Origin of the sequence: Pedococcus sp. NPDC057267 (assembly GCF_042668795.1) — a bacterium.
Lineage (GTDB): Bacteria > Actinomycetota > Actinomycetes > Actinomycetales > Dermatophilaceae > Pedococcus.
Map to the genome: position 1 here is coordinate 12,417 of NZ_JBHUYG010000038.1, position 23,566 is coordinate 35,982.

Below are 23,566 nucleotides of genomic sequence, written 5' to 3' on the forward strand. Positions count from 1 at the left end.
CACGGCCCCCGACGCGCCCGTGCCGCGCCCTGACGCGCACCACCTAGTTGACAACGATTCTCATTTCAGATGAGAATCGTTGTCATGTTGCTCCGCCGCTCGGTCACCGTCCTCGGGCTCACCGCCCTGGCCCTGGCGGGCGTCACGGCCTGCGGCTCCGGCACGGGCACCGCGGCCGACGGGAGCAGGCGCCTGGCCGTCTCGGCAGCGTTCTACCCGCTCGAGTACCTCGTGCACCGGGTCGGCGGCGACCACGTCGAGGTGCAGGGCCTGACCAAGCCGGGCGGCGAGCCGCACGACATCGAGCTCACCCCGCGCCAGGTGGGCGCCATGGCCACCGCCGACCTGGTCGTCTACGAGAGGGGCTTCCAGCCCGCGGTCGACCAGGCGGTGCGGCAGGACGCGTCCCGCCAGGCGTTCGACGTCTCCCCCGCCGCCGACCTGTCCCTCGTCAGCACGGAGGCGGGCCACGCCGGCGAGAGCCAGTCGACCGCCGCCGCGCACGGTGCGGTCGACCCCCACTTCTGGCTGGACCCGCAGCGCTACGCGGCGGTCGCCCAGTCCGTCGCCGACCGGCTGGCCGCGCTCGACCCAACCCACGCCACGGCATACCGGGACAACGCGGCGGCGCTGCGGGCGGACCTGACCGCACTCGACACCGAGTACCGCACAGGGCTCGCGAGCTGCCGCAGCAAGGACCTCGTGACCTCGCACGCCGCCTTCGGCTACCTCGCGCAGCGCTACGGCCTGCACCAGGAGGGCATCACCGGCCTCGACCCCGAGGCGGAGCCCAACCCGGCCGAGCTGGCCGCGGTGGCCGCGCACGTGCGCGCGGTGGGCGCGAGGACCATCTATGCCGAGACGCTCGTCAGCCCCGCCGTCGCCGACACCCTTGCGCGCGAGACGGGGGCGCGCGTCGCGGTGCTCGACCCCATCGAGGGCATCACCTCCGACAGCCGCGGCACCGACTACCTCGCGGTGATGCGCAGCAACCTGCAGGTCCTCCGATCCGGACAGGAGTGCACATGACGACGACACCGATCCTCCAGCTGGAGGGCGCCGCCTTCGGCTACGGCGACCACGCCGTCATCAGCGGGGTGGACCTGACGGTGTCGGCCGGCGAGGTCGTGGCCGTCCTCGGGCCGAACGGGTCGGGCAAGTCCACGCTGGTGCGCGGGCTGCTCGGGCTGAACGACCACGTCGCCGGCCGCGCCCTGCTGTTCGGCGTCCCCCGCGACGACTTCACCCAGCACTCTCGCATCGGCTACGTGCCGCAGCGCCACACCCTCTCCTCCTCCGTGCGTGCCACGGTCCGAGAGGTCGTGGCCGCGGGCCGCCTGTCCCACCACCGCTGGTGGGCACCGGTCCTGCGCACCGCCCACGAGACGGCGGTCGTCGACCGGGCCGTCGAGCTGGTGGGCCTGTCAGACCGTCCCGGGGCCGACGTGACCACCCTGTCCGGTGGGCAACAGCGCCGCGTGCTCATCGCCCGCGCGCTGGCGTCCGAGCCCGACGTGCTGATCATGGACGAGCCCACGGCCGGCGTCGACGTCGCCAACCAGCGCGTGCTCGCCGACGTCATGGCCCGGCTCGCCGCCGCGGGCACCACGATGGTCGTCGTCACGCACGAGCTGGCCGCACTCGCCGAGGTCGTGACGCGCGTGGTCGTCGTCGACGACGGCAGGATCCGGTTCGACGGACCGCTGGACGAGTACGCGTCCGGTCGCCACGAGCGGCACGACGGCCACCACGACGACCACGACGACCACGTGCCGACCCGCGTCTTCACCCCGAGCGCCGGCCCCGTCGACCCCCGCGCTGGTGGACCCCGATGACCCGCCGCGACGGGGCTGCCCCCCGCACGGCCCCCGCCCCGGAGTTCGCTCCGTCCCCGCAGTCCCACGTCCAGGAGGTCCCCCGATGACCGAGCTCCTCGCCCTGGGCTTCATGCGCCAGGCGCTCGTCGCCGCCGTGCTCGTCGGCCTCGCCGCCCCCCTCGTCGGCGTCTTCCTGGTGCAGCGACGGCTCTCGCTCATCGGCGACGGGATGGGCCACGTCGCCCTGGCCGGTGTCGCCGTCGGCGTGCTGACCGGGCAGGCGCCCGTCCTGACCGCACTCGTGGCAGCGGTCGCCGCCGCCGTGGGCATCGAGCTGATCCGCGCCAGCGGGCGCACGAGCGGCGACATCGCCCTGGCGGTCATGTTCTACGGCGGCATCGCCGCGGGTGTCGTCATCATCGCGAAGTCGCCGTCGAGCTCACCCGCCAACCTGACGGCATACCTCTTCGGCGCGATCACGACCGCCGACCAGCGCGACCTGTGGGTGTTCGCCGGGCTGGCGCTCGTGGTCCTGCTCGCCACCTGGCTGCTGCGCCCGTGGCTGTTCGCGGTCGCCAACGACGAGGAGTACGCGCGGGCCTCCGGGCTGCCCGTGACCGGGCTCAACATCGCCCTGGCGGTGCTGACCGCCGTCACCGTGGTCGTCTCGATGCGCGTGGTGGGCCTGCTGCTCATCTCCGCGCTGATGATCATCCCGAACGCGACCGCCCAGCTGCTCGGCCGCTCCTTCCGGTCTTCCGTGCGGTGGGCCGTGCTGATCGGCGTGCTGTCGAGCGTCGGCGGCGTGGTCACCTCGTTCTACGCCGAGACGCCGTCCGGCGGGACGATCGTGCTGCTGGCGATCGGCGCGTTCGTGGCGGTCTCGGCCGCCTCGGCCCTCGTCGCCAGGAGCCGGGCTCGCCGGCACCGCCGCGCGGAGCGGCACGACCACGAGCACGGTCCCGACTGCGGCCACCCCGCCGTGGCGCACGGCGACCACGTCGACTACCTCCACGGCGACCACCGGCACGCCGCGCACGAGGGGCACTGGGACGAGCACGCCGCGCACGAGGCGCACGGGGACGAGGTGGCCGCCGACGTCGTCGCCCCCGGCGCTTCGAGGGACGACCAGGACGAGCATGCCCACACCAGCACCCACGGAGGCACCCGATGACGACCACCCCGCGCAGGCCCACGCGTCAGCGGTCCGCCGTGGCGGCGGTCCTCTCGGGCAGCTCGGAGTTCCGCTCCGCCCAGGAGCTGCATGCCCTCCTGCGCGAGTCCGGCGACCCGGTGGGGCTCGCCACCGTCTACCGCAACCTGCAGGCGATGGCGGCCGACGGCGAGATCGACATGCTGCGCACCGACGAGGGCGAGGCCGTCTACCGCGCGTGCTCCACGGGCCACCACCACCACCTGGTGTGCCGCGAGTGCGGGCGGGCGGTCGAGGTCGAGGGGCCTGCGGTCGAGTCCTGGGCCGCCGCCGTCAGTGCGGCCCACGGGTTCCGCGACGTCGAGCACACCGTCGAGATCATCGGCACCTGCGCCGACTGCGCCTCCGCCTGACCCCGCGCGGCACGACCCCCTGCTGTCCCGGCACCACCCACTGCTGCCCCGGCACCACCCTCTGCTGGCCCGGCACCACCCTCAGCTGGCCCGGCACGACCCTCTGCTGCGTCGGCACGACCCTCTGCTAGCAGACCTTCGTGCTCTCAGCACAGGGTGCACCGTCTGCTGGGGACACCCACCTCTGCTGAGTGGAGGCACTCGTGCGGCCCAGCCGGAAACGCACCGCCTGCGGGAACAAGCCACCCATCACCCGGTTGGACAACCTGGCTGGACATCACAGCTAGCCGCGCTCCTCGGCGATGCTGTTGCCGCCGTCGACGACCAGGCACTGGCCGGTCATGTAGGACGCGCCGGGGCTGCAGAGGAACGCCACCGCGGCGGCGACCTCGTCGGGCGTCGCGCTGCGGCCCACCGGCGTCAGCCGGCCGTGTCGCACCTCGTCCGCAGTCTGGCTGCCGGTCGCGACCCAGCCCGGAGCGACCGCGTTCGCCGTGATGCCGCGGCCTGCGTAGTCGACCGCCACCGACCGGGCCAGGCCGACGAGACCGGCTTTCGCGGCGGCATACCCGGCCTCGCCACGCATGGCCATCACGGTCCCGGTCAGGGACGACACCATGACGACCCTGCCCCAGCCAGCCTCCTCCATCGCCGGCAGCGCGGCCCTCGTGACGAGGAAGGCGGTGTCGAGGTTGCGCGCGAGTGCCAACCGCCACCGGTCGGGGTCCATCGCCCCGGCCGTGCCGGACTCGGTGCCGCCGGAGGACGTCACGTCCACGGCCGGCGAGGCGACGCTCGTCATGCCCGCGTTGTTGACGACGACGGTGGGCGCGCCCAGTGCGCGCGTGACGTCGGCGAGCACCCGGCCCACCTGTTCGGGGTCGGTGAGGTCGCCCACCAGCCCGACCGCCGGTGTGCCGGTCGCCTCGAGCTCGGCCGCACGCTCGAGCGCACGGTCCGTCGTCGCGGCGACCGCGACTGCCGCCCCGAGGGCGCCGAGCAGCCGGGCGGTGGCCATGCCGATGCCGTCCGGGGCACCGGCGCCGGTGACGAGGGCGACGCGCCCGCGCAGGTCGAACGCCTCGGGCAGCGTGACCGAGGCCCCGCTGACGCCGTCGCCTCCGCTCACGCCGTCCCCCCGGTCATGCGGACGGTTCCGCGCGGTCGACGGCACCGCCGTACCGGCGGTCGCGCGCGGCATACGTCTCGATCGCCTGCCACAGGTGGCGCCGGTCGTAGTCGGGCCACAGCGTGTCCTGGAAGACCATCTCGGCGTAGGCGCTCTGCCACAGCAGGAAGTTGCTGGTCCGCTGCTCCCCCGACGACCGCACGAACAGGTCGACGTCGGGCATGTCCGGCTCGGGCAGGTAGCGCGCGATCGTCTTCTCGTCGATCGAGCCGGGCTTCAGCTTGCCGCGCTGCACCTGCTCGGCGACCCGCTGCACGGCGTCGGCGATCTCGGCGCGGCCGCCGTAGTTGACGCAGAAGTACAACGTCAGCCCGGTGTTGTCCTGGGTGAGCTCCTGCGCGGTCTCGAGTTCCTTGATGACCGACCCCCACAGCCGCGGACGCCGTCCGACCCAGCGCATCCGCACGCCCCACTCGTGGAGCTGGTCGCGCCGGCGCCGGATCACGTCGCGGTTGAAGCCCATGAGGAAGCGCACCTCGTCGGGGCTGCGCTTCCAGTTCTCGGTCGAGAACGCGTACGCCGACAGGTGGCCGACCCCGATCTCGATGGCACCGGCGACCACGTCGAGCAGCGCGGCCTCGCCCGCCTCGTGCCCCCTGGTCCGCGGGAGCCCGCGCTGGTTGGCCCAGCGCCCGTTGCCGTCCATCACGACGGCGACGTGGTCGGGCACCAGCTCGCGCGGGACCGGTGGCGGCGTCGCGCCACTCGGGTGCGGGAAGGGCTTCGCGTATGCCGCGCTCACGCCTCCCCCGTCCGTCCGGCCAGCGCGGCGTGGGCCTGCGCGACGCGCTCCACCGGCGCGGCCTCGACGGGCGGTGGGGCCGACCACGTGATGGCCGGGTTGGTCTCGGGGCGGTCGGGGTCGCGGCGGTCCACGAGGCGCAACGATCGCACACCGCGCTCGAGGTGCCACTGCAGGAACGCGCTCGCCAGGCTGCTCGCCTCGCGCCGGTGCCGGCCGGACGAGGCGTCCGCGATGACCCAGTCCCCGGCGAGCAGCGACGCCAGCAGCGACAGGGTCTCCGGGGCGGGCGCCGCCGACGCGGGCGGGCGGCAGGAGGGGCAGACCGTGCCACCGGACGCGAGGTTGAACGCGCGGTGCGGGCCGGGCGCGCCGCAGCGGGCGCAGTCGTGGAAGCTCGGCGCCCACCCGGCGATCGCGAGCGCCCGCAGCAGGTAGGCGTCGAGGACCAGCCCCGGGTCGTGCAGGCCCTCGGCCATGGAGCGCAGCGCGCCGGCGAGCAGCAGGTACTGCTGCAGGTTCGGCTCGCGCTCCTCGGTGAGCCGGTCGGCGGTCTCGAGCATCGCCGCCGCAGCGGTGTACGTCGTGTAGTCGCGCGCCAGCACGTCGCCCCAGCTAGCGATCGACTCCGCCTGCGTCACCGTGTCGAGCGAGCGCCCCTCGTAGCACTGGACGTCGACGTGCATGCCGGGCTCGAGCCGCGCACCGAACCGGCTCTTGGTCCGCCGGACGCCCTTGCCCACCACGCGCACCTTGCCCAGGCGCCGCGTCAGCAGCGTGACGATGCGGTCCGCCTCACCCAGCTTCTGGGTGCGCAGGACGATGCCTTCGTCGCGGTACAGGGGCACCTGACCATTCTCTCAACCCGGCGCCCTGTTCGCGGGAGGCGGGCCGGTGGGCGCTGGGCCGCCGAGGGCCAATGGTCCGGGCGGGCCGGTGGACCAGTCCACGACACGCGTCCACCACTAGAACATGTGTTCGAACGAGGCGTATGCTCGGGGCATGACGGCTGCATGGCAGGCATCGCTGCTCGACACCGGCGAGGACGTCGCCCTGCACGACCTGGACGCGGGGCTCAGCAGGACGCCCCTGTCGAGGGGTGCGTGGGTCGACTACCGGCCCGGCTGGCTCGCCGGCGCGGACGGGGTGTTCGACGAGCTCCACCACGACGTGCCGTGGAAGGCCGAGCGCCGCGAGATGTACGAGCGGGTCGTGGACGTCCCGCGGCTGCTGAAGTTCTACGAGGAGGGCGAGCGCCTCCCCCACCCCGTGCTCGCCGAGGCGCGGGAGGCCCTGAGCCGCCGGTATGCCGCGGAGCTGGGTGAGCCGTTCGTCACCGCCGGCATGTGCCTCTACCGCGACGGCAGGGACTCGGTGGCCTGGCACGGCGACCGCATCGGCCGGTCCAAGGACTCCGACACGATGGTGGCGATCCTCTCGGTCGGCTCGGCGCGCTCGCTCATGCTCCGGCCGCGCGGCGGCGGCTCATCGATCGGCTTCTCGCTCGGGCACGGGGACCTGGTGGTCATGGGTGGCTCCTGCCAGCGCACCTGGGACCACTGCATTCCCAAGACGACCAAGGCCGTCGGCCCCCGGATCTCCATCCAGTTCCGCCCTCGCGGCGTCCGCTGACTCAGGCGGAGGCGGACTCCCGCTCGGCCCGGTTCACGGCGGAGAGCACGGCGGTCAGCGAGGCCTTGACGATCGAGGCGTGCAGGCCGACGCCCCACAGCACCCGGTCGCCGACGGCGCACTCGACGTAGGCCGCGGCGCGCGCGTCGCCACCGGCGGACAAGGCGTGCTCGGCGTAGTCGAGCACGCGCACGTCCACCCCGAGGGTCGACAGCGCGTCGATGAACGCCGCGATCGGGCCGTTGCCGCTGCCCTCGACCGTGACCTCCTGGCCGTGGTCGAGCATGGTGGCCGTGATGCGGTCGACCCCGCCGTCCTCGGTGATGAGCGAGTGCGTGACCGGCGTGAACCGGCCCCAGGTGTTCGCGCCGCCGTCCACCGCCGGCAGGTACTCGTCCTGGAAGACCTCCCAGAGCTGCGCGGCGCTGACCTCGCCGCCCTCGGTGTCGGTCTTGGCCTGGACGACCCCGCTGAACTCGATCTGCAGGCGGCGCGGCAGGTCGAGCTGGTGCTCCTTCTTGAGCAGGTAGGCGACACCGCCCTTGCCGGACTGGCTGTTGACGCGGACCACGGCCTCGTACGAGCGGCCGACGTCGTGCGGGTCGATGGGCAGGTACGGAACGCCCCACACGAGCTCGTCGATGGACTTCCCGGACGCGGCCACCTGGCGCTCCATGTCCTCGAAGCCCTTCTTGATCGCGTCCTGGTGGGACCCGGAGAACGCCGTGAAGACGAGGTCGCCGCCCCACGGGTGCCGCTCTGCGACGGGGAGCTGGTTGCAGTGCTCGACCGTGCGACGGATCTCGTCGAGGTCGGAGAAGTCGATCTCGGGGTCGATCCCCTGGCTGAACAGGTTCATGCCCAGCGTCACGAGGTCGACGTTGCCGGTGCGCTCGCCGTTGCCGAACAGGCAGCCCTCGATCCGGTCGGCGCCGGCGAGGTAGCCCAGCTCGGCTGCGGCCACGCCGGTGCCACGGTCGTTGTGCGGGTGCAGACTGACGACGATCGACTCGCGCCGCTCGAGGTGGCGGACCATCCACTCGATCGAGTCCGCGTACACGTTCGGCGTCGCCATCTCGACCGTGGCGGGGAGGTTGATGATCATCTTGTGGTCGGGCGTCGGGTCGATGACGTCGGCGACCTCGTTGCAGATCCGCACCGCGAACTCGAGCTCGGTGCCGGTGTAGGACTCGGGGCTGTACTCGTAGTAGACCGTCGTGTCGGGGATGGTCTCCTCGAGCTTGCGGCACAGGCGTGCGGCCTGCAGGGCGATGTCGACGATCCCGTCCTGGTCGAGCCCGAACACGACCCGGCGCTGGAGCACGGACGTCGAGTTGTAGAAGTGCACGATCGCCTGCTTGGCGCCGCGGATCGCGTCGAACGTGCGCTCGATGAGGTGGTCGCGGCACTGCGTCAGCACCTGGATCGTCACGTCGTCGGGGATCATGTCGTCCTCGATGAGCATGCGCACGAAGTCGAAGTCGGTCTGGCTCGCCGACGGGAAGCCGACCTCGATCTCCTTGTAGCCCATGCGGACGAGCAGCTCGAACATCCGCTTCTTGCGGTCCAGGCTCATCGGGTCGATGAGCGCCTGGTTGCCATCGCGCAGGTCGACCGCGCACCAGCGCGGTGCCTTCTCGATGACCTTGGTGGGCCACGTGCGGTCGGGGAGGTCCACCGCGATCTGGTCCTGGAACGGCACGTACTTCGCGACCGGCATACCCGACGGCTGCTGGGGGTGGATCATGGTGTCTCGCCTAACGATTCGCTGGGGTGGCCAGGTGGGGCCTCAGCCGGCAACGCGAACTCCGCGACGAGGGGCGGCTGATCGGTCAGGCCCCGCCGCGGCGGCGAAGGAGGAGGCGCGAGGAACGCACGCGTCGAGGGTATGCCGGTCCGCGGCATCCGTCCAACGTGCGGTTGGGTGCGCCCACGATCCGGACAGGGCCGACCTCGGCGGTCACGACGAGAAGGGAAAGATCCCGGAGTACGCGTTCAGGGCCGGCTGGCCGCCGAGGTGGGCGTAGAGGACGGTCGAGTCCCTCCCGATCTCGCCCGAGGTCACCAGGTCGACGAGGCCCGCCATCGACTTCCCCTCGTAGACGGGGTCGATGATCATCCCCTCGAGCCGCCCGCTGAGCAGGATCGCATCGACGGTCGACTCGACCGGGATGCCGTAGCGGTCCCCGGCCCACCCCTCGAGCACCGTGACCTCGTCGTCGCGCAGCTCGCGCTCGAGCCCGATGAGCGAGGCCGTGTGCCGGGCGATGCGGTCGACCTGGGCGCGGGTCTTCTCCAGTGTGGCGGATGCGTCGATGCCGAGGACCCGGCGCGGTCGGCCGCCGGCGTCCTCGAGCGCGGCGAAACCTGCGACCATGCCGGCGTGCGTCGAGCCGGTGACCGTGCAGACCACGACGGTGTCGAAGAAGACGCCGAGCTCGCGCTCCTGCTCGGCCACCTCGTACGCCCAGTTCGCGAAGCCGAGCCCGCCGAGGCGGTGCTCCGAGGCGCCGGCCGGGATGCCGTACGGCGTGCCACCGGCCTCCTCGACCTCGCGCAGCGCGTCCTCCCACGACGTGCGGATGCCGATGTCGAAGCCGTGCGGGTCGAGCCGGCTGTCGGCGCCCATGATCCGCGACAGCAGGATGTTGCCGACCCTGTCGTTGACGGGGTCGTCCCACTCGACCCACTTCTCCTGCACGAGCCGGCACTTCAACCCCAGCTTCGCGGCGACCGCGGCGACCTGGCGGGTGTGGTTCGACTGGTAGCCGCCGATGGAGACGAGCGTGTCCGCACCCGAGGCGAGGACGTCGGGGACGATGTACTCGAGCTTGCGGGTCTTGTTGCCCCCGAACGCCAGGCCGCTGTTGCAGTCCTCGCGCTTGGCCCACACCTGCGCGCCGCCGAGGTGGGCCGTGAGCCGGTCGAGCCGGTGCACCGGGCTGGGACCGAAGGTGAGGGGGTAGCGGTCGAAGTCGGCGATGCTCACAGCGTGCCTCCGGTGGCGCGGTCGAGGAGTGGGACGAGGGTCTGCCAGGTGAGGGTGCTCGCACGTGCGGCGGCCTCGGGGTCACGGGCGGTGCACGCCGCGATGAGCTGGTCGTGCAGCCGCACGGACCCGCGCGCGTCGAGCGAGCCGAACCGCAGCCGCTCCACGCGGCGCAGGACCGGCGTGTACTGCTCGAGCACGTCGCGGACCGCTTCGTTGCCCGCCGCCCGCACCGGTATGCCGTGCAGCTCGTCGTCCGCGGCGAGCGCGGCCTCGGCGTCGCCGCGCCGCAGGGCCCGGCTGAACCGCCGGTTCGCGTCAGCCATGGCGGCGAGGTCGTCGGCGGTGAGCTGCGCGACCGCGGCCCGGACGGCCACCTCGTGGACGGCTGCGACCACGGCCTGGGCGTCCCTGGTGGCGCGGGCGTCGAGGGACGCCACGCGGGTGGAGCGCCCCGGTGTCGCGGTGACGAGCCCTGCCTGTTGCAGCCTGAGGAGCGCCTCGCGGACCGGGGTGCGGCTCACGCCGAGCCAGGCGGCGAGCTCCTGGTCGCGGACGACCTCGTCCGGCTCGAGGGTGCCGTCGACGATGGCCGCCCTCAGGCGCTGGTAGACGTCGTCGCGCAGCAGCTGTCGCGGCAGCGTCGCAGTCGCGGGCGTGGGGACAGGCACGCGATATATTGCATATCAGAGGCCCGCCCCCAGTCAAGCGGCTGCCCGGCGCACCAGCTTGACCAGCGCCACGAGAATCGCGATCGACGCGCCGACGATGCCGATGCCGAGGAACACCCGCGCCACCAGCTCCCAGTCGAAGCCACCGGGGGCGAAGTGGACTGGGAAGACCTGCCACAGCCGCACCATGGCGGCCAGGCCGACGAGGTTCTGGACGAGGTCCCCGCCTGCGCGTACCCACGGCGGGTCGGCGACGGCATACAGGAGGTTGGCCAGCAGGCCGACGACGATGGAGGCGTTGACCCAGCCGAGCACCAGGCGGGTGTCGTCGGTGAGGAACGGCACCGCGTCCCAGCCGGGCCACCCGTTCACCGCCACCAGCAGGAGCGCGTTGACGACGGCTCCCGCGACGTAGCCCACCCGGCGCTGGGTCCGCGTGGGGGGCGTGCGGGTCGGGGACGTCCGGGTCCGGGGTTCGGTGGTGGGGCTCGTCATGGTGCACCTCCGCGTCTGCTCACCACCACACGACCGCCGCGAGGAGACGGGCGACAGTGCCGAAGGTCCGTCGGTAGGTTCGGCACATGATGATCCGGCCCGACACCCTGGCGGCCATCAAGGCGGGTGACGTCGACCTCGCCTTCCGCCGGTGGGACCGACCCCGGGTGCTCGTCGGCACGCGGCTGCGCACGCGGGTCGGGGTCCTCGAGGTGACCAGCGTCGACCAGGTCGCCCCGTCACGGATCACGGCCGCCGAGGCGCGCCGTGCGGGCTCGCCCTCGCTGGCCCACCTGCGCGGGATGCTGGAGATGAAGGCGGACCGACCCGCCTGGCGCGTCGGGCTGCGGTATGCCGGGGCCGACCCGCGCGAGGAGCTGCGCGCCGCCGTGCCGGACGCCGAGGAGGTGGCCGCCATCCGCCGGCGGCTGGACCGGCTCGACGCCGCATCGTCGGTCGGCCCGTGGACGCGCACGACCCTCGCGATCATCGACCGCTCCCCCACCGTGCGCGCGCCGGAGCTCGGACGCGACACCCCGTCGTTCAAGCGGGACGTCCGCAAGCTCAAGGAGCTCGGGCTCACCGAGTCGCTCGACATCTGCTACCGGCTCTCCCCGCGGGGTGCCGCGGTGGTGGACGCCGAGTCCGGCTCGCCACGGGCCGAAAGGCAGTCAGCCCCCGACGGCACCCCGCTCCCGCGCATCGGGGCACCGGCCTCGCGGGCCCTGCGTGCGCAGGGCATCTGGACCCTGGAGCAGGTGAGGGCGCTGCGCGAGGACGAGCTGGCCGCGCTGCACGGCGTCGGCCCCGTGGCGGTGCGGTTCCTCCGGGACGCCCTCGCGGAGCGCGGCTGGGGCTTCGCGCCGGGCTGAGTCAGCCGGTCTCCGCGGGGGCGGCCGCGCTCGTCGAGGGCGAGGACCGTGACGCGCGACCACACGGGCCGCCGGCGAGCGGCAGCGCGGCGACCGGGGCGGAGAACAGCACGGCCCCGGCGATGATCGTGCGGCCCATGCCGAACCGCCTCGACAGCCGCCCCGCCGCCACCGTCCCGAGCAGGGCACCCGCCACGAGGTTGACGAAGTTGACCGTGGTGTCGAGGGATCCGCCCCCGGCACACGAAAACGGCGTGCAGGGGCTCCCCCGCACCCGGCACGATGCGGGCATGGCACTTCCTGACGGGTTCTCCGCCCGCCCGCACGCGCCGGCCGACGCCCGGGCCGTCTTCGAGGTCGTGCACGCCGCGGAGACGCACGACATCGGCCAGGCCGCGATCGAGCTCGAGGACATCCAGGGCGACTGGGCGCGCGCCAGCTTCGACCTCGCCACGCAGAGCATCGGCGTGTGGCACGGCGAGCGACTGGCCGCGTTCGGCGAGGTGTTCAAGGGGCGTCGCGCAGAGGCCGCGGTCCACCCCAACTACCGCGGCCGGGGCATCGGCACCTTCGTCGCCGACTGGCTCGAGGAGTGCGCCCGCGCCGGCGGCTCGAAGCTCGTGGGGCAGACCGTCCCCGGCGGCAGCGGCGCCGAGGACTTCTTCAAGGGGCGCGGCTACCGCGAGGGCTGGACGTCGTGGGTGCTCCAGGTCCCGGCCGACAGCGCCATCGAGCCGCAGCCGCTGCCGCAGGGGTATGCGCTGCGCGAGTTCGTGCCCGGCGAAGGCGACGGGCGCACCGCCTTCCAGCTCATCGAGGACGCCTTCAACGAGTGGCCGGACCGGGACCCGTCGAGCTACGAGGACTGGGCGCCCCGGGGCCCGCTGCGGCCCGGCTTCGAGCCGTGGCAGATCCGGTTCGTGACGGACGACAGCGGCACGGAGGTCGGTGTCTGCTACACGATCCTCGCGGGCGACACGGGCTACGTCGACGCGATCGCGGTCCGTCGTGACCAGCGCGGGCTTGGGCTGGCCCGGGCGCTGCTCGTCGACGCCTTCGAGCGCGCCCGCGGCCACGGCGCCACGGTCAGCGAGTTGTCGACGGACTCGCGCACAGGCGCGCTGGGCCTCTACGAGCACGTTGGCATGCACGTCACCCAGACCTGGCGCCACTGGATGACCGACCTCTGACGATCCCGCCCGGCCGGCCCTCGCCCGCCGGTGAGGGGTTTCGCTTCCCCGACCCCGGGGCGAGACTGGGGCGAGGGAGGCGATGTCATGAGCAGTGACGTCCGGCAGGGAGCAGGTCAGGGAGCACGCCAGCCCGGGGGTGGAGGGACGCACCCCGGTGCCGATCCCGAGGCGACCTCTGGGGCGGCCACGGGGACCACGCCGCGGGTCGACGCCAGCGAACGCGAGTCGCGCGCCGTCGCGGAGGAGGCGCGCGAGACCGAGTGGCAGCGGCCCAGCTTCGCCAAGGGGCTCTACCTCGGCCACTTCGACCTCGACCTCGTGCACCCGCACCCGCGGGCCAGCCGTGAGGACGAGGCACGCGGCGAGGAGTTCCTGGCGCGGCTGCGCGAGGTGTGCGCCACCATCGACGGCGCCCGGATCGAGCGCGACGCGAGGATCCCGGACGAGGACCTGGCCCGGCTGGCCGAGATCGGCGCGTTCGGCATGAAGATCCCCCGCGGGTACGGCGGCCTCGGCCTGACCATGTCCGCCTACGGCAAGGCGCTCATGCTCATCGGCTCGGCGCACCCGAGCCTCGGAGCCCTGGTGTCGGCACACCAGTCCATCGGTGTCTCCGAGCCGGTCAAGCTCGTCGGCACGGCCGAGCAGAAGCAGGCCTTCCTCCCCCGCTGCGCCGCGGGCGCGATCTCGGCGTTCCTGCTGACCGAGCCGGACGTCGGCTCGGACCCCGCGCGGATGGCGAGCACGGCCACGCCCACCGACGACGGCACGGCATACCTGCTCGACGGGGTGAAGCTCTGGACCACCAACGGCGTCGTCGCGGAGCTGCTCGTCGTCATGGCGCGGGTGCCCGAGCACGACGGGCACAAGGGCGGGATCACGGCGTTCGTCGTCGAGGGGACGGCCGAGGGCATCACGGTCGAGCGGCGCAACTCCTTCATGGGGCTCAAGGGGATCGAGAACGGGCTGACGCGCTTCCACCAGGTCCGGGTGCCCGCCGAGAACCGGCTCGGCAAGGAGGGCGAGGGGCTCAGGATCGCGCTCACCACCCTCAACGCGGGCCGGCTGTCCATCCCGGCGATGTGCGCGGCCGCGGGCAAGTGGTCGCTCAAGATCGCGCGGGAGTGGTCGGCCGAGCGGGTCCAGTGGGGCCGTCCGGTCGGCGAGCACGGCGCCGTCGCCGAGAAGATCGCGTTCATCGCCGCCACGACCTACGGGCTCGAGTCGGTGCTCGAGCTCTCGGCCCAGCTCGCCGACGCCGGCAGCAAGGACATCCGGATCGAGGCGGCCCTGGCCAAGCTGTGGTCGAGCGAGATGGCGTGGCGGATCGCCGACGAGCTGGTGCAGGTGCGGGGTGGGCGCGGGTACGAGACGGCCGAGTCGCTGCGCGCCCGCGGCGAGCGCGCCGTGCCGGCCGAGCAGATGCTGCGCGACCTGCGGATCAACCGGATCTTCGAGGGCTCGACCGAGATCATGCACCTGCTCATCGCGCGCGAGGCCGTCGACGCCCACCTCAAGGCCGCCGGCGCGCTGGCCGAGAAGGACGCGACGCTCGAGGACAAGGCGCGGGCCGCGGCGGGCGCCAGCGGCTTCTACGCGAAGTGGCTGCCCCAGCTCGTCGCCGGCAGGGGCGCGGTGCCGACGTCGTATGCCGAGTTCGGCCACCTCGCGCGGCACCTGCGGTTCGTCGAGCGGTCCAGCCGCAAGCTGGCGCGTCAGACGTTCTACGGGATGTCGCGGTGGCAGGCGGCGATGGAGTACCGGCAGGCCTTCCTCGGCCGGATCGTCGACATCGGCGCCGAGCTGTTCGCGATGACGGCGGCGTGCAGCCGGGCCGAGATGCTGCGGACCGACGACGAGGCCCGGGGGCGCTCGGCCTACCGCCTCGCCGACACGTTCTGCGAGCAGAGCCGGCTGCGGGTCGAGGCGCACTTCAGGGCCCTCTGGTCCAACACCGACGACGCCGACCGCCGCCTGGCGCAGGGCGTGCTGGCCGGCGACTACACCTGGCTCGAGGAGGGTGTGCTCGACCCGAGCGAGGGCACCGGTCCGTGGATCGCTCCCTGGTCGCCGGGCGCGAGCGAGGTCGAGTCCGTCTGGCGCGCCGTCCGCTGACGTCGTCCGGCGCGGCCGTCTCGACCCCGCTCGCGGGTCGGCCGTCGGCTCAGGAGCAGGTCACGCTCATCTTGTCGAAGGACACGACCGGGTCGAGCGGGTCGACCGCGTTGAACGCGACGTGCGCGACCTCGTGCCCGACCTCGAGGTGGGTGACGCCGTTCGCGTCGACCGCCGACAGCGTGAAGGTCGCCGTGAAGGTGTCGTTGCTGTTCTTCTCGTTCACGTTGAAGTTGCCCCAGACCGTGACGCGGCCGCTGTAGGTCAGGCCGGTCGAGGGCTGCACGAACGACCCCGTCCCCTCGGTCGTGAAGGTCCCCCAGACCTCGTCACCGGCGGGGAACCAGGTCACGTGCATGACCGAGTTGCCGGTGATGGTCGGCGAGATCGTCTCGCCGGTGCAGAAGTCGGTGTCCCCCGTCTCGGTCCACGTACCGTGCTGCGTGACCGTCTGCGTGACCGTGTGCCCGGTTCCCCCGGCCGCTGCGAGCGCCGGGACCGCCTGGAAGGCGACGGCGGACAACCCCGCCGCAGCACCTGCCACCACGATCCGCCCCATGCGTCGTTCCACTGTGAGCTCCTCGCGACAGTGCGTCCGGCACGCCCGTCGCATGCCGGTCCGCCCGTCCAAGGAACACCCGCGGCGCGCGTGCTGCGACCGGCACGAGGAGCAGGGACGAAACGGTCAGATCGCGTAGGTCCGGGGTGCCGTTTGTCACGGGTCGCCCGTTCTGCGACGCCCCTCCGCTCGTCTGTGCACAGATCCCCGTACCACTGCGCAGGGAGCAGATCCGCGCTCAGTGACACGCTCGTCTGTGAGCAGACGAGCGTGTCGGACGACGGGGCTGGCGGGGCGGGGCTGGCGGGGCGGGACGGGACTGGCGGGGCGGGACGGGGCTGGCGGGGCGGGGCTGGAGGGGCGGGGGCGGCGGGGCGGGGCGCCGTCAGCGGCGCTTGAGCAGCTCCTCGGCGACCTGCACGGCGTTGAGAGCCGCGCCCTTGCGCAGGTTGTCGCCGACGACGAAGAGCACGAGGCCCTTGCCCTCGGGGGCGGACTGGTCGACCCGGACGCGCCCGACGAACACCTCGTCGCGGCCCGCAGCCTCGAGCGGGTTCGGGACGTCGCTCACGACGACGCCCGGCGCGCGGCCGAGCAGCTCGAGCGCCTGCTCGGGGCTGAGGTCCTGCGAGAACTCGGCGTGGATCGCCAGCGAGTGGCCGGTGAAGACGGGGACGCGCACGCAGGTGCCCGAGACGCGCAGGTCGGGGATGTGGAGGATCTTGCGCGACTCGTTGCGCAGCTTCTGCTCCTCGTCGGTCTCCAGCGAGCCGTCGTCGACGATCGAGCCGGCCAGCGGGATCACGTTGAAGCCCACGGGAACCGCGTAGACGTTCGGCTCCGGCACGGCGACGGCGCGCCCGTCGAGCGCGAGGCCGCGGGGGTCGCCCGCGGCATAACCACCGCGCAGCTGGGTGTCGAGCTCGGCCACACCCTTGCCGCCCGAGCCGGACACGGCCTGGTAGGACGCGACGGTGAGGCGCACGAGGCCGGCCGCGTCGTGCAGCGGCTTGAGCACCGGCATCGCGGCCATGGTGGTGCAGTTCGGGTTGGCCACGATGCCCTTGGGGACGGTGTCGAGGTCGTCGGCGTTGACCTCGCTCACGACCAGCGGCACCTCCGGGTCCTTGCGCCAGGCGCTGGAGTTGTCGACGACGACGGCGCCGGCAGCCGCGACCTTCGGCGCCCACTCCTTGGAGGTGGAGCCGCCGTTGGAGAACAGCGCGATGTCGAGGCCGGTGAAGTCGGCCGTCGCGGTGTCCTCGACCGTGACGTCCTCGCCCTTCCACGGCAGGGTCGTGCCGGCCGATCGCGCCGACGCGAAGTAGCGCATCTCCTCGACCGGGAAGCCGCGCTCGTCGAGCAGCGCACGCATGACCGAGCCGACCTGTCCTGTGGCTCCGAAGACTCCAACTCGCATGGGACCAAGGATAGGTCGGCTCGGACGGCACCCCGGTCAGCGGCTCACGATGTGGCCGGATCCCCGCGGTCGTTGGCAGGGCTCCCGGCGTCCGTGGTGGTCGACGCGGGGGTCGCCACCGGGTCGCCCACGCCCTCCCCGGGGGGCGGCGTCAGAAGCCCAGGCGCTGCAGCTGCTTGGGGTCGCGCTGCCAGTCCTTGGCGATCTTCACGTGCAGGTCGAGGAACACCTTCTGGCCGAGCAGCGCCTCGATGCCGCGGCGGGCATTCGTACCGACCTCCCGCAGCCGTGAGCCGCCGCGGCCGATGACGATCGCCTTCTGCGACGGCCGCTCGACGAAGACGTTGACCCGCACGTCGAGCAGCGGGTTGTCCGCAGGGCGGCCCTCACGCGGGACCATCTCCTCGACGACCACGGCGAGGGAGTGCGGCAGCTCGTCACGCACGCCCTCGAGCGCGGCCTCGCGGACGAGCTCGGCGATCATGACCGCCTCCGGCTCGTCGGTGAGGACGCCCTCGGGGTAGAGCGGACCCGGCGACGGCGGCAGGTGCGAGGACAGCAGCCGGGCGACGTCGTCGACCTGCGAGCCGTTGGTTGCCGAGCAGGGCACGATCTCGTCCCAGGACCCGAGCTGGTCGATGGCGATGAGGTGCTCGGCCAGGCGCTGCTTGTCGACCAGGTCGGTCTTGGTCGCGATGGCCACGACGGGCTTGCGCTTGGCCCGCTGCACCTCGGCGAGCTCGCGCGCGATGAACGCGTCGCCCGGCCCGGGCTTCTGGTCCGCGGGCAGGCAGAAGCCGATGACGTCGACCTCGAGCAGGGTCTCGCGCACGACGTGGTTGAGCCGCTCCCCCAGCAGCGTCCGCGGCTTGTGCAGCCCGGGGGTGTCGACGAGCACGAGCTGCGACGTGTCGGTGGTGACGATTCCGCGGATGGTGTGGCGCGTGGTCTGCGGCTTGGAGGAGGTGATCGCGACCTTCTGGCCCACGAGGGCGTTGGTCAGCGTCGACTTGCCCGCGTTCGGGCGCCCGACCAGGCACGCGAAGCCGGCGACGTACCCGCCCGACTGCTGCCCGGCATACCCGCCCGCCCGTCCGGCGGCAGGCGTGCCGGAACCGCCCTGCGAGGCGGGGGCGCCTCCACCCGTGGACCCGTTGCGGCTCATGACACTCCTTCGCGCTCGGGCTCCACCGTAGTGGCCGCGGCACCCGCCCCGTGACCGTGCCCCGCGGAGCCCTCCTCGACCCGGACCGGTTCGACGATGACGCTCGCGATCCGGTGCCGGCGGCCGGCCATCCGCTCGGCGGTGAGCCGCAGCCCCGCGACCTCGCAGCTCGAGCCGACGATCGGCACCCGGCCGATCATCTTGCCGATCAGGCCGCCGACGGTGTCGACCTCGTCCTCCTCGATCTCGACGTCGAACAGGTCCGCCAGGTCGTCGATGTCCATCGTCGCGGGGACGCGGATCGTGCCATCGCCGAGGTCCTCCACGCCGGGCGCCTCCCGGTCGTACTCGTCGGCGATCTCGCCCACGATCTCCTCGAGGATGTCCTCGATCGTGACGAGGCCGGCGGTGCCGCCGTACTCGTCGACGACGACGGCGAAGTGGCTCTGGTCGTGCTGCATCTCCCGCAACAGGTCGTCGACCGGCTTGCTCTCGGGGACGTAGTGCATCGGCCGCATCTGCGCCGTGGCGGGCAGCGTGACGGCCTCGGGGTCGGCGTTGACGCGGCGCGCGACGTCCTTGAAGTACAGCAGCCCGAGGATGTCGTCGGACCCGTCGCCGACCACCGGGATGCGCGAGAAGCCGGACCGCAGGAACAGCGACATCGCCGACCGCAGGGACTTCTCGCCGTCGATGGTGACCATGTCGGTGCGCGGCACCATGACCTCGCGCGCCACGGTGTCGCCGAGCTCGAAGACGGAGTGGATCATCTGGCGTTCGTCGGCCTCGATGACGGCGCTCTCCCCCGCCAGGTCGACGAGGTCGCGCAGCTCGGACTCGCTCTGGAACGGCCCGTCCCGGTAGCCACGGCCCGGCGTGACGGCGTTGCCGAGGGCGACGAGCACCCGCGCCACCGGGCCGAGGATGGCGCGCAGCCCGATGATGAGCGGCGAGGCGAGCAGCGCGACCGTGTCGGAGTGCTGGCGGCCGAGGGTGCGCGGCGAGACGCCGACGATGACGAACGACACGAGCGCCATGACGCCGATCGCGATGAGCAGCCGGGCCCAGAAGCCGTCGACGAGGTCGATGGTGCCCAGCGTGATGAGGACGGCCGTCGTCGCCTCCGCCACGACGCGCAGGAACGCCGTGACCGACAGGTATGCCGCGGAGTCGGCCATGATGCGCGCCAGCGACGTCGCGCCCGTGCGGTTCTCCTCGACGAGCTCGTTGGCCCGCACGCGGGAGATCTTCCAGATCGCCGCCTCGGCCGCGGCCAGGACGAACGCGACGACGGTCGACAGGAGGGCGGCGACGACGACCCCGGTCACGGCTCCCCCGCTCAGGACGAGGGCCGGCCGCGGCCGGCGAGGAAGGTCAGCAGGAGCTGCCGCTGGAGCTCGAACATCTCGCGCTCCTCGTCCGGCTCGGCGTGGTCGTAGCCGAGCAGGTGGAGGATGCCGTGCGTCGTGAGCAGCAGCAGCTCCTCCTCGGTCGCGTGGCCGGCCTCCTTGGCCTGGCGGGCCGCGACGCTCGGGCACAGCACGATGTCTCCGAGGACGCCCTCCTCGGGCTCCTCCCCCTCACGGCCCGGCCGCAGCTCGTCCATCGGGAAGCTCATGACGTCGGTGGGCCCCGGCAGGTCCATCCACTGCACGTGCAGGACCTCCATGGCCGGCTCGTCGACGAGCCGGAGGCACAGGTCGGCCCCGGGGTGGACCCGCATCTGGGTCATGACGTACTTGCTCAGCGCCACCAGCTCGAGCTCGTCGAGCTGGTAGTCGGTCTCATTGAGGACGTCGACGCTCATGCTGCCCTCGCCCTCCCTGCTCGCGGCCCCCACGGGCCTGCTGGCCGCGGCTCTGCTGCGCGTCGTCCCAGCGGCCGTAGGCGTCGACGATGGCACCGACGAGCCGGTGCCGCACCACGTCCTGCGGGGTGAGGACGGAGAAGTGGATGTCCTCCACGTGGGCGAGGATGTCGCGGACGACCCGCAGGCCCGACCGCGTGCCGTCGGGCAGGTCGACCTGCGTGACGTCACCCGTGACGACCATCTTGGACCCGAAGCCCAGGCGGGTGAGGAACATCTTCATCTGCTCGGGCGAGGTGTTCTGCGCCTCGTCGAGGATGATGAACGCGTCGTTCAGCGAGCGGCCACGCATGTACGCCAGGGGCGCGACCTCGATCGTGCCCGCCGCCATGAGGCGTGGGATCGACTCGGGGTCGACCATGTCGTGCAGCGCGTCGTAGAGCGGCCGCAGGTAGGGGTCGATCTTGTCGTTGAGGGTGCCGGGCAGGAACCCGAGCCGCTCCCCCGCCTCGACAGCGGGCCGGGTCAGGATGATCCGGTTGACCTGCTTGGCCTGCAGCGCCTGGACGGCCTTGGCCATCGCCAGGTACGTCTTGCCGGTGCCCGCCGGGCCGATGCCGAAGACGATGGTGTGCTTGTCGATCGCGTCGACGTAGTGCTTCTGGTTCAGCGTCTTGGGGCGGATCGTGCGGCCGCGGTTGCTGACGATGTTCATGGTCAGCACGTCGGCGGGCCGCTCGACGGTCTGCGCCCGCAGCATCTGGATCGAGCGCTCGACGGCGTCGCGGTTGAGCGGCTGGCCGCCCTCCATCACCGCGAGCAGCTCGTCGACCGTGCGCTCGGCGAGCGCCACCTCGGCGCTGGGCCCGGACAGGTGGAACTCGTTGCCCCGCACGTGGATCTGCAGCTGGGGGAACGCCCGCTCCATGGTGCGCAGCAGCTCGTCGCGCGGACCGAGGAGGGTCACCATCTGCACCTGCGGCGGGATCACGACGGTGTGGGTCGGGACTGGGCGGGCCTCGTCGGCATCCTCGCCCAGTGAGGTCGAATGATCAGCGTCTGCCATGGTCCGTCCAGTCTACGGTGCGCCTCAGCCGGGCGGCCACGCCATTGCCCGCCCACCGAGCACGTGCACGTGGGCGTGGAAGACGGTCTGGTGCGCCTCGGCACCGGTGTTGAAGACGCTGCGGTAGCCGCGGTCGGCCACGCCCTCCTGCCCGGCGACGGCGCGCACCGCGGCGAACAGCGGCGCCACCTCGTCCGGCGCCTCGACGGCCAGCGTGCCCACGTCCGGGACGTGACGACGCGGGATGACGAGCACGTGCGTCGGGGCCTGCGGCTCAAGGTCACGGAAAGCCAGCGTGTGCTCGTCCTCGCGCACCACGTCGGCGGGGATGTCACCGGAGAGGATCGAGCAGAAGATGCAGTCGCCGTCGGCCATGCCCCGAGACTAGCCAGCCGCCCCCGCCGGCTGCGCGCCGACGAGGCTCCTGCCGTGGCGCAGGATCCCTCGCAGATCGGTTGCCCGGCGCGTCAACCTCGGGGTCGACCAGCGCGTCGAAGGGGCGTGGGACTGTTGGGCGTGGCCGTGCGCGACCGGAGCGACGAAGGGCACCCGGACGCCGACGAGGGCGTGCGGGAGCTGTATGCCGCCCACTGGGCCGGCCTGGTCCGGCTGGCCTGGCTGCTCCTGCGCGACGACCTCGCAGCCGAGGAGGTCGTCCAGGAGGCCTTCATCGCGGTCCACCGCCGCTGGGACTCGCTGCGCGACCCGGAGAAGGCCACGGCATACCTGCGCCGGTCGGTCGTCAACGGCGCCCGGTCGAGCCTTCGGCACCGGGGCGTGGAGCAGCGACACCTCGCCCGCGAGCGCGCCGACGCCGGGGCACCCGGCCGGCGCACCGAGGCGAGCGCCGAGGACCGGGCGCTCGGGTCGGAGGCGAGGCGGTCCATGGTCCGGGCGCTGGGCGGGCTGCCGCAGCGCCAGAGAGAGGTGCTCACCATGCGCTACTACCTCGACCTCAGCGAGGCGGAGATCGCCGACGCCCTCGGCATCTCCCCCGGCTCGGTCAAGGCCCACGCACACCGCGGCCTCGCCGGCCTGCGTGACCGGATGGGAGACGTGTCGTGACCGACGGCCCGACGCCCGACCCCCGCATCGACCCGTACCTCGAGCCCGGCGAGCTCCGCCGGCTCGAGGACCAGCTCCGCACCGAACTCGCAGAGGAGACCCGCAGTGTCCGACCGCCCGACCGCCTCGAGGCGATCCTGCACCAGGCCCGAGAGGCAGGGCCGGTGAGCACCGGCACCGGTCACGGCCCGCGCCGATGGCTCGTGCCGGTCGCCGCGGCGGCGGCCGTCGCCCTCATCGCCGGCGCGGTGTGGTGGGCCGGGCAGGACCAGGCGTCCCGCACCGCCTCGCCGGCGACAGGCTCGTCGGTGACGACGCAGCCCGGGCCGTCGCCGACCTCCCCGAGCCCCTCCCCGACGTCGCCGAGCGCCACCGGCACCACCGTGCCGGGGGCGGCCAGCCTCCCGGTGTACTTCGTGGGCTCGCAGGGCGGGGACAGGGCGACCTACGGCCTCTACCGCGAGTTCCTGCCCGGCACCGCAGCCGGGACGGATGCCGCGGCCAGGACCAGGGCCGCACTGGCGCTGGCCGTCACCCCGCCGGCGTCGTCCGCCGACGGGCCCTACCTCCAGCTCTGGTCCGGCCAGCAGATCGGTGCGGTCACGGTGTCGCCCACACTCATCACCGTCGACCTCGCCACGGCAGGGGACCTTGCGGCCGCGCCGAGCGCCGACCTCCGCCGGCTGGCCGTGCAGGAGCTCGTGTGGACGGCCCAGGCTGCCCTGCAGAAGGGGAACGTCCCGGTCCGCTTCACCGTCGAGGGTGGCGACGCGAAGCTCTTCGGCTCCATCCCCACCGCCGGACGCACCTTCACCCGGCCCCCGGCGGACCGCGTCTACGAGGACCTCGCCGCGATCTGGGTCACCTCCCCGGCGCGCGACCAGGTCCTGCCCGCCGCCAGGCCGGTGACCGTGACCGGGCAGGCCATCGTCTTCGAGGGGACCGTCGCCTGGGAGCTCGACCGCGACGGCGCCAAGGTCAGGAGCGGCCACGCCACGGCCTCCACGGGCGCGCCCCAGCAGGGCACGTACTCCATCCCGCTCGGCGTGCTCCCCGCGGGCAGCTACACCATCCGGGTCATCGAGCCGAGCCAGGCCGACGGACAGTCGGTGGTCGCCGCGAACCTCGTGGCCTTCACCGTCCGCTGAGCCTCGGCGCGGCGCGCCGGACACCTCAGCGCCAGCGGCCGGCCGCGCTCAGCAC

The 23,566-nt window shown here is 72.9% G+C and carries 25 protein-coding genes; 10 read left to right on the forward strand and 15 right to left on the reverse strand.

The genetic code is table 11. From position 1 onward, the window contains the following. Positions 1-84 precede the first annotated feature (84 nt). The 4 genes from ACFUC1_RS10150 (at position 85) to ACFUC1_RS10165 (ending at position 3,383) form a co-directional block, all read left to right on the forward strand. A complete protein-coding gene (locus ACFUC1_RS10150) occupies positions 85-1,029 on the forward strand; it encodes a metal ABC transporter substrate-binding protein (RefSeq protein ID WP_379119255.1) in 945 nt (314 codons plus the stop codon). Next, a complete protein-coding gene (locus ACFUC1_RS10155; RefSeq protein WP_379119257.1) occupies positions 1,026-1,835 on the forward strand; it encodes a metal ABC transporter ATP-binding protein in 810 nt (269 codons plus the stop codon). The genes ACFUC1_RS10150 and ACFUC1_RS10155 overlap by 4 nt, the downstream gene beginning before the upstream one ends. Positions 1,836-1,920: 85 nt before the next feature. Further along, complete coding sequence (locus ACFUC1_RS10160; RefSeq protein ID WP_379119259.1) at positions 1,921-2,991, forward strand: metal ABC transporter permease; 1,071 nt, start codon at positions 1,921-1,923, stop codon at positions 2,989-2,991. Further along, on the forward strand, positions 2,988-3,383 hold the full coding sequence (locus ACFUC1_RS10165; RefSeq protein ID WP_379119261.1) for a Fur family transcriptional regulator: 396 nt from the start codon (positions 2,988-2,990) through the stop codon (positions 3,381-3,383). Before ACFUC1_RS10160 ends, ACFUC1_RS10165 begins: the two co-directional genes overlap by 4 nt. 283 nt (positions 3,384-3,666) lie before the next feature. Here the strand turns inward: ACFUC1_RS10165 and ACFUC1_RS10170 are convergent, their stop codons facing one another. Genes ACFUC1_RS10170 through recO form a run of 3 tightly spaced genes read right to left on the reverse strand, consistent with a single transcriptional unit; the run spans position 3,667 to position 6,162 of the window. Continuing rightward, the gene (locus tag ACFUC1_RS10170; RefSeq protein ID WP_379119263.1) at positions 3,667-4,512 is read right to left on the reverse strand and encodes an SDR family NAD(P)-dependent oxidoreductase; all 846 of its coding nucleotides are present in this window, start codon (positions 4,510-4,512) and stop codon (positions 3,667-3,669) included. A gap of 13 nt (positions 4,513-4,525) precedes the next feature. Further along, the gene (locus ACFUC1_RS10175) at positions 4,526-5,314 is read right to left on the reverse strand and encodes an isoprenyl transferase (RefSeq protein ID WP_379119265.1); all 789 of its coding nucleotides are present in this window, start codon (positions 5,312-5,314) and stop codon (positions 4,526-4,528) included. Then, positions 5,311-6,162 (reverse strand): DNA repair protein RecO, encoded by an 852-nt coding sequence (gene recO / locus ACFUC1_RS10180; protein ID WP_379119267.1) that lies wholly within the window; start codon positions 6,160-6,162, stop codon positions 5,311-5,313. The genes ACFUC1_RS10175 and recO overlap by 4 nt, the downstream gene beginning before the upstream one ends. Before the next feature lie 154 nt (positions 6,163-6,316). Between recO and ACFUC1_RS10185 the strand changes: the two genes are divergently transcribed. Beyond that, the gene (locus tag ACFUC1_RS10185; RefSeq protein WP_379119269.1) at positions 6,317-6,946 is read left to right on the forward strand and encodes an alpha-ketoglutarate-dependent dioxygenase AlkB; all 630 of its coding nucleotides are present in this window, start codon (positions 6,317-6,319) and stop codon (positions 6,944-6,946) included. 1 nt (position 6,947) lies between these two features. On the opposite strand, the gene leuA is transcribed toward ACFUC1_RS10185, so the two are convergent. From leuA to ACFUC1_RS10205, 4 genes are all read right to left on the reverse strand, one after another. Beyond that, a complete protein-coding gene (gene leuA, locus ACFUC1_RS10190; RefSeq protein ID WP_379119271.1) occupies positions 6,948-8,693 on the reverse strand; it encodes a 2-isopropylmalate synthase in 1,746 nt (581 codons plus the stop codon). A gap of 213 nt (positions 8,694-8,906) precedes the next feature. Beyond that, on the reverse strand, positions 8,907-9,935 hold the full coding sequence (locus ACFUC1_RS10195; protein ID WP_379119273.1) for a 1-aminocyclopropane-1-carboxylate deaminase: 1,029 nt from the start codon (positions 9,933-9,935) through the stop codon (positions 8,907-8,909). After that, complete coding sequence (locus tag ACFUC1_RS10200; RefSeq protein ID WP_379119275.1) at positions 9,932-10,606, reverse strand: GntR family transcriptional regulator; 675 nt, start codon at positions 10,604-10,606, stop codon at positions 9,932-9,934. Before ACFUC1_RS10200 ends, ACFUC1_RS10195 begins: the two co-directional genes overlap by 4 nt. A 33-nt stretch (positions 10,607-10,639) precedes the next feature. After that, positions 10,640-11,101 (reverse strand): hypothetical protein, encoded by a 462-nt coding sequence (locus tag ACFUC1_RS10205; protein WP_379119277.1) that lies wholly within the window; start codon positions 11,099-11,101, stop codon positions 10,640-10,642. Between the two features lie 86 nt (positions 11,102-11,187). Here ACFUC1_RS10205 and ACFUC1_RS10210 point away from each other — a divergent pair, with 86 nt between their 5' ends. Continuing rightward, the gene (locus ACFUC1_RS10210) at positions 11,188-11,973 is read left to right on the forward strand and encodes a hypothetical protein (protein WP_379119279.1); all 786 of its coding nucleotides are present in this window, start codon (positions 11,188-11,190) and stop codon (positions 11,971-11,973) included. A gap of 1 nt (position 11,974) precedes the next feature. Here the strand turns inward: ACFUC1_RS10210 and ACFUC1_RS10215 are convergent, their stop codons facing one another. Further along, entirely contained in the window at positions 11,975-12,265 is a 291-nt protein-coding gene (locus ACFUC1_RS10215; RefSeq protein ID WP_379119281.1) for a hypothetical protein, read from the reverse strand. Between ACFUC1_RS10215 and ACFUC1_RS10220 the strand changes: the two genes are divergently transcribed. Both ACFUC1_RS10220 and ACFUC1_RS10225 read left to right on the forward strand, forming a co-directional pair. Next, on the forward strand, positions 12,264-13,163 hold the full coding sequence (locus ACFUC1_RS10220; RefSeq protein WP_379119283.1) for a GNAT family N-acetyltransferase: 900 nt from the start codon (positions 12,264-12,266) through the stop codon (positions 13,161-13,163). The two genes, ACFUC1_RS10215 and ACFUC1_RS10220, sit on opposite strands and share 2 nt — an antisense overlap. A gap of 87 nt (positions 13,164-13,250) precedes the next feature. Continuing rightward, on the forward strand, positions 13,251-15,281 hold the full coding sequence (locus ACFUC1_RS10225) for an acyl-CoA dehydrogenase family protein (protein WP_379119285.1): 2,031 nt from the start codon (positions 13,251-13,253) through the stop codon (positions 15,279-15,281). 49 nt (positions 15,282-15,330) lie between these two features. On the opposite strand, the gene ACFUC1_RS10230 is transcribed toward ACFUC1_RS10225, so the two are convergent. The 7 genes from ACFUC1_RS10230 to ACFUC1_RS10260 form a co-directional block, all read right to left on the reverse strand. Next, positions 15,331-15,852 (reverse strand): hypothetical protein, encoded by a 522-nt coding sequence (locus tag ACFUC1_RS10230; protein WP_379119287.1) that lies wholly within the window; start codon positions 15,850-15,852, stop codon positions 15,331-15,333. 373 nt (positions 15,853-16,225) lie between these two features. After that, positions 16,226-17,260 carry an aspartate-semialdehyde dehydrogenase gene (locus ACFUC1_RS10235; RefSeq protein ID WP_379119289.1) on the reverse strand — a complete coding sequence of 345 codons (1,035 nt, stop codon included), beginning with the start codon at positions 17,258-17,260 and terminating at the stop codon, positions 16,226-16,228. A gap of 151 nt (positions 17,261-17,411) precedes the next feature. Next, complete coding sequence (gene era, locus ACFUC1_RS10240) at positions 17,412-18,425, reverse strand: GTPase Era (RefSeq protein WP_379119291.1); 1,014 nt, start codon at positions 18,423-18,425, stop codon at positions 17,412-17,414. Beyond that, on the reverse strand, positions 18,422-19,753 hold the full coding sequence (locus ACFUC1_RS10245) for a hemolysin family protein (RefSeq protein WP_379119293.1): 1,332 nt from the start codon (positions 19,751-19,753) through the stop codon (positions 18,422-18,424). The genes era and ACFUC1_RS10245 overlap by 4 nt, the downstream gene beginning before the upstream one ends. 11 nt (positions 19,754-19,764) lie before the next feature. Next, positions 19,765-20,232, reverse strand: coding sequence for an rRNA maturation RNase YbeY (gene ybeY, locus ACFUC1_RS10250; protein WP_310147976.1), 468 nt, complete (start codon positions 20,230-20,232; stop codon positions 19,765-19,767). Beyond that, complete coding sequence (locus ACFUC1_RS10255) at positions 20,210-21,298, reverse strand: PhoH family protein (protein ID WP_379119296.1); 1,089 nt, start codon at positions 21,296-21,298, stop codon at positions 20,210-20,212. Before ACFUC1_RS10255 ends, ybeY begins: the two co-directional genes overlap by 23 nt. Before the next feature lie 24 nt (positions 21,299-21,322). Beyond that, a complete protein-coding gene (locus tag ACFUC1_RS10260; protein WP_379119298.1) occupies positions 21,323-21,673 on the reverse strand; it encodes a histidine triad nucleotide-binding protein in 351 nt (116 codons plus the stop codon). A gap of 126 nt (positions 21,674-21,799) precedes the next feature. Here ACFUC1_RS10260 and ACFUC1_RS10265 point away from each other — a divergent pair, with 126 nt between their 5' ends. Both ACFUC1_RS10265 and ACFUC1_RS10270 read left to right on the forward strand, forming a co-directional pair. Further along, entirely contained in the window at positions 21,800-22,363 is a 564-nt protein-coding gene (locus ACFUC1_RS10265; protein WP_379119300.1) for a SigE family RNA polymerase sigma factor, read from the forward strand. After that, complete coding sequence (locus tag ACFUC1_RS10270; protein WP_379119302.1) at positions 22,360-23,511, forward strand: Gmad2 immunoglobulin-like domain-containing protein; 1,152 nt, start codon at positions 22,360-22,362, stop codon at positions 23,509-23,511. The genes ACFUC1_RS10265 and ACFUC1_RS10270 overlap by 4 nt, the downstream gene beginning before the upstream one ends. Positions 23,512-23,566: the final 55 nt, after the last annotated feature.

Bases quoted from the DNA above. Each gene is read 5' to 3' on its own strand.
- ACFUC1_RS10150 (WP_379119255.1), top strand. From the start codon at position 85: ATGTTGCTCCGCCGCTCGGTCACCGTCCTCGGGCTCACCGCCCTGGCC.
- ACFUC1_RS10155 (WP_379119257.1), top strand. From the start codon at position 1,026: ATGACGACGACACCGATCCTCCAGCTGGAGGGCGCCGCCTTCGGCTAC.
- ACFUC1_RS10160 (WP_379119259.1), top strand. From the start codon at position 1,921: ATGACCGAGCTCCTCGCCCTGGGCTTCATGCGCCAGGCGCTCGTCGCC.
- ACFUC1_RS10165 (WP_379119261.1), top strand. From the start codon at position 2,988: ATGACGACCACCCCGCGCAGGCCCACGCGTCAGCGGTCCGCCGTGGCG.
- ACFUC1_RS10185 (WP_379119269.1), top strand. From the start codon at position 6,317: ATGACGGCTGCATGGCAGGCATCGCTGCTCGACACCGGCGAGGACGTC.
- leuA (WP_379119271.1), bottom strand. From the start codon at position 8,693: ATGATCCACCCCCAGCAGCCGTCGGGTATGCCGGTCGCGAAGTACGTG.
- ACFUC1_RS10205 (WP_379119277.1), bottom strand. From the start codon at position 11,101: ATGACGAGCCCCACCACCGAACCCCGGACCCGGACGTCCCCGACCCGC.
- ACFUC1_RS10210 (WP_379119279.1), top strand. From the start codon at position 11,188: ATGATGATCCGGCCCGACACCCTGGCGGCCATCAAGGCGGGTGACGTC.
- ACFUC1_RS10220 (WP_379119283.1), top strand. From the start codon at position 12,264: ATGGCACTTCCTGACGGGTTCTCCGCCCGCCCGCACGCGCCGGCCGAC.
- ACFUC1_RS10215 (WP_379119281.1), bottom strand. From the start codon at position 12,265: ATGCCCGCATCGTGCCGGGTGCGGGGGAGCCCCTGCACGCCGTTTTCG.
- ACFUC1_RS10225 (WP_379119285.1), top strand. From the start codon at position 13,251: ATGAGCAGTGACGTCCGGCAGGGAGCAGGTCAGGGAGCACGCCAGCCC.
- ACFUC1_RS10235 (WP_379119289.1), bottom strand. From the start codon at position 17,260: ATGCGAGTTGGAGTCTTCGGAGCCACAGGACAGGTCGGCTCGGTCATG.
- era (WP_379119291.1), bottom strand. From the start codon at position 18,425: ATGAGCCGCAACGGGTCCACGGGTGGAGGCGCCCCCGCCTCGCAGGGC.
- ybeY (WP_310147976.1), bottom strand. From the start codon at position 20,232: ATGAGCGTCGACGTCCTCAATGAGACCGACTACCAGCTCGACGAGCTC.
- ACFUC1_RS10255 (WP_379119296.1), bottom strand. From the start codon at position 21,298: ATGGCAGACGCTGATCATTCGACCTCACTGGGCGAGGATGCCGACGAG.
- ACFUC1_RS10260 (WP_379119298.1), bottom strand. From the start codon at position 21,673: ATGGCCGACGGCGACTGCATCTTCTGCTCGATCCTCTCCGGTGACATC.